The organism is Geminicoccus sp. (genome assembly GCF_035556675.1).
Classification (GTDB): Bacteria; Pseudomonadota; Alphaproteobacteria; order Geminicoccales; family Geminicoccaceae; genus Geminicoccus.
This window is the reverse complement of record NZ_DATMFZ010000168.1, coordinates 1-3,351: the sequence shown is the minus strand read 5'-3', so window position 1 is coordinate 3,351 and position 3,351 is coordinate 1. Positions and strand designations below refer to the sequence as shown.

Genomic DNA, 3,351 nt, shown 5'->3' with positions numbered 1-3,351 from the left:
GACCGCGCCGGCCGACCGTCGAGAACCAATCCGGCCGTTCCGCCGGGGCGACATCCTCGGGCACCATGCTCATGATCGCTGCCTACCTACCGCCCGGTCAGGCCGCAGGCGGCTGGGGGTACCAGTCCAGCGCCAGCAGCTGGTCGAATTCGTAGGGACAGGTTTCCGGCACGCGGTCCGCGGCCTCCGCCTCGCCATGGTCGAGCAGTGCCTGCCGGGCCTCGTCCCGTCCGGCCGCCCAGTGCCGCGGCAGGCTGCGGCGCAGCTTTCGGGCGAGGGTCGGAGTCATCCGGCGGCCGATCTCGCGGCGCGCCTGTCGCACGCTGGCCTTCCAGCCTGCCCGCGGCTCCTGGGCCGGGCTGTGCTGGAGCTTCAGGAGATGCTCGATGATCCGCTCCAGCTGGCTTTCCATGCCATGGAGGACCTCACAGCCCATGTCGGCGACTTCGATCGCGAGATGCTTCAGGTCGAGCGGGCCGTTCCAGCGTGCGCGGGCCAGCCGGCGCAGCTCCTTCGCCTGGACTCTCGTCCAGGCATAGAAGTCGGTCTCGTAGAGCTGCTCGTTTTCGCTGGGCATCGATCCTCCATCGCCTCCGAGGATAGGGACGGGCGTGGGTGGCTCCAAGCATCTTGCAGGCGTGGGCGGTGGCCCCGGGCCTAGCCCGCGTGCTCGGCGACCGGCTCGGCGGCGCGCAGCTGCTCGCCCCAGTCGCGCATGCTGAGCAGCACGGGCTCCAGGGAGCGGCCGAGCTCGGTGAGCTCGTATTCGACCTTGGGCGGGACTTCGGGATAGACGATGCGGTTGACGATGCCGTCCGCCTCCAGCTCGCGCAGCTGCAGCGTGATCATCCGGGCGGTGGCGGACGGCGTGAGCCGGCACAGCGCGTTGAAGCGCAGCTTGCCCTGCAGGAGGTGGAACAGGAGCACGGGCTTCCAGACGCCGCCGATCACGGACAGGGTCGCCTCGACCGCGCAGCCGGTCCGGCCAGCCCTGCGCCGCTGCGTCCGGCGGCCATTACTATCATTCATGATACTACATGTCCCGCTTGTGCGTACTGCTGCCAGGAACCTTGCCAGCCTACCTAAGGTGCCGGCACGGATGCGCGCAAGCGATGGATCAGCCGAGGAAGGCCGGGAGGCCGTCATGGACAAGATCGAGCTGCTGGGCCTGGTGGCGGGAATCCTGACGACGCTCGCCTACCTGCCGCAAGTCGTGCGGACCTGGCGGACCGGTAGCGCCGACGACCTGAGCCTGCCGACCCTGATGATGCTGGTGGCAGGCATCGCGCTGTGGACCATCTATGGCGTGGTCCAGGACGCACCATCGGTCTGGATCGCGAACGGCATCACCATGGTGCTGGCCGCCTCCATCCTGGGCATGAAGCTGCGCCGGCCCGCCCGGACCTGGGCCGGATCCGGACGGACGGCCCTTCGAAGCTGGAGGAACATGCCGTGACCACCGAGGATCTGCGCGCCATCTACCGGGACTACATCGCCTGCCTGAACAGCCAGGACTGGCCGAACCTCGGCCGGTTTGTCGATGATGCGGTGATCCACAACGACCGGCCGTTCGGCCTGGCCGGGTACCGGGCGATGCTGGAGGAGAACTTCGCCGACATTCCGGACCTGCATTTCGATGTCCGGATGCTGCTCTGCGACCCGCCTCATGTGGTGAGCCGGATCTGGTTCGACTGCACGCCGAAGGGCAGCTTTCTCGGCCTTGCGGTGAACGGCAGGAAGGTCGCCTTCGCCGAGAACGTGATCTACCGGTTTCAGGACGGGAAGATCGTCCAGGTCTGGTCGATCGTCGACAAGGCAGCCATCGAGGCGCAGCTCCAGGGGCGTCCCGCAGTGGACTGAATCCGGCTGATGCCGGGGCGCCTGGTTCCTCGCAGGACCGAGGCCGGGCTGCGCGGGATTGCAGCCACGCCGGCATCCTGGAGGAAGCCTGCAGCCAGGCTCATGGTGCCTTGCCCGTAATGCCGCAGCTGCCTCATGCAATAATGGACTTTGTCTAACCAATTCTTCATGCAGCGGAGTGTTTTTTACAATCAAAATCGTGTGGATGGCGACGCTGTTTGGAACCCCGGGGCCGGACCTTCTTCTGGGCTCGGCGCTCGCCGACATCATCGATGGCAGGGCGGGCAACGACCGGATCTTCGGCGCCAGCGGCGACGACCGGCTCTGTGGCGGACTCGGGAACGACTTCGTTAAGGCGGGGGCCGGCGACGACTTCGTTCTGGGCGGCGATGGCGACGACCATGTCGTCGGCAACGAGGGCGACGACCTGATCCATGGCGGCCTGGGCCGCGACCACATCGAGGGCGGCATCGGCAACGACACGCTGTTCGGCAATGCCGGCAACGACTTCATCTTCGATGAGAGCGGATGGAACCGCCTGTACGGCAACGATGGCGACGACACGCTCATCGGCTCCGGCGAACTGCGGGGCGGCCAGGGCAACGACATGCTCATGGGCGGCCGGCTCGCCGACCTGCTCTACGGCGATGCCGGCATCGACGATCTGAACGGCGATCGGGGCAACGACGTGCTGCGCGGCGGCGACGGCAACGATCGCCTGGAGGGCGCCCACGGCGACGATCTCGTCTTCGGCGGTGCCGGGAACGACATGATCATCGGCAGCGAACTCGATTCTTCTCTCGGCAACGATACGCTGGTCGGGGGGCCGGGCTTCGATACCTACGTCTACGAGGCCGTCACCGGCGGTCATTTCGGCGGCAACGACCTGATCGTCGACGATGTCGGGGGCTTCCGGCTGGTGATCGACGATCTGCTCATGCCTTTGGACAGCAACGGCGACGGCCGGGTCGATGCCAATGACGACCTGTGCTCGATCGTCGACGCCATCTATGATGGTGAGACCGCTGCCTCGCTGAGGGTCGAGCTCATGGATGCGCCCAGCAGCAGCTACGGCTCCGTCACCTTCTTCGACATTGCGTCGTTCTCCGCGGAGTTCGTGTCCACCACCTTCTAGCTCTGGCCTTCGCCCGTATTCCGACGCTCCTGCCCCGCCCCTGTCGGGCGGGGGCTTTGGCGCGTGACCATCGGCGCCCGCCCCGGCGGATGTTCCGGGGGCTGCGGGCCGTCAGTCCTCGTAGGAATGCCCGGCGCGCAGGCCGTCGCGGATCCGGCGGGACAGTTCGGCGAATTCGGGCGTCTCGCGGATGTCCAGGGTCCGGTCGGGCGGGAAGTCGCTGTCGATCACGTCCAGGATCCGGCCGGGCCTGGGCGACATCACCACGATCCGGGTCGACAGGAAGGCAGCCTCGGCGATCGAGTGGGTGACGAACACCACGGTCTTGCCGGTGGTCCGCCACAGATGGAGGAGCT

General features: G+C 67.1%; 5 protein-coding genes and 1 pseudogene. 3 read left to right on the top strand and 3 right to left on the bottom strand.

Annotated features, from left to right (window positions below):
• Nucleotides 1-97 precede the first annotated feature (97 nt).
• Both VNS22_RS12840 and VNS22_RS12835 read right to left on the bottom strand, forming a co-directional pair.
• Entirely contained in the window at nt 98-577 is a 480-nt protein-coding gene (locus VNS22_RS12840) for a DUF29 domain-containing protein (protein WP_325732998.1), read from the bottom strand.
• A gap of 80 nt (nt 578-657) precedes the next feature.
• Entirely contained in the window at nt 658-1,029 is a 372-nt protein-coding gene (locus tag VNS22_RS12835; RefSeq protein ID WP_325732996.1) for a helix-turn-helix domain-containing protein, read from the bottom strand.
• Nucleotides 1,030-1,144: 115 nt separating this feature from the next.
• On the opposite strand from VNS22_RS12835, the gene VNS22_RS12830 reads away from it, so the two are divergent.
• The 3 genes from VNS22_RS12830 to VNS22_RS12820 all read left to right on the top strand — a co-directional run bounded on the left by VNS22_RS12830 (nt 1,145) and on the right by VNS22_RS12820 (nt 2,995).
• A complete protein-coding gene (locus VNS22_RS12830) occupies nt 1,145-1,456 on the top strand; it encodes a SemiSWEET transporter (protein ID WP_325732994.1) in 312 nt (103 codons plus the stop codon).
• A complete protein-coding gene (locus tag VNS22_RS12825) occupies nt 1,453-1,860 on the top strand; it encodes an ester cyclase (RefSeq protein WP_325732992.1) in 408 nt (135 codons plus the stop codon). Before VNS22_RS12830 ends, VNS22_RS12825 begins: the two co-directional genes overlap by 4 nt.
• 205 nt (nt 1,861-2,065) lie before the next feature.
• Nucleotides 2,066-2,995 (top strand): calcium-binding protein, encoded by a 930-nt coding sequence (locus VNS22_RS12820; RefSeq protein WP_325732990.1) that lies wholly within the window; start codon nt 2,066-2,068, stop codon nt 2,993-2,995.
• A 111-nt stretch (nt 2,996-3,106) separates the two neighbouring features.
• Here the strand turns inward: VNS22_RS12820 and VNS22_RS12815 are convergent.
• Nucleotides 3,107-3,351 (bottom strand): annotated as a pseudogene (locus VNS22_RS12815) (ABC transporter ATP-binding protein); the annotation flags it as partial.

Bases quoted from the DNA above. Each gene is read 5' to 3' on its own strand.
- VNS22_RS12840 (WP_325732998.1), bottom strand. From the start codon at position 577: ATGCCCAGCGAAAACGAGCAGCTCTACGAGACCGACTTCTATGCCTGG.
- VNS22_RS12835 (WP_325732996.1), bottom strand. From the start codon at position 1,029: ATGAATGATAGTAATGGCCGCCGGACGCAGCGGCGCAGGGCTGGCCGG.
- VNS22_RS12830 (WP_325732994.1), top strand. From the start codon at position 1,145: ATGGACAAGATCGAGCTGCTGGGCCTGGTGGCGGGAATCCTGACGACG.
- VNS22_RS12820 (WP_325732990.1), top strand. From the start codon at position 2,066: ATGGCGACGCTGTTTGGAACCCCGGGGCCGGACCTTCTTCTGGGCTCG.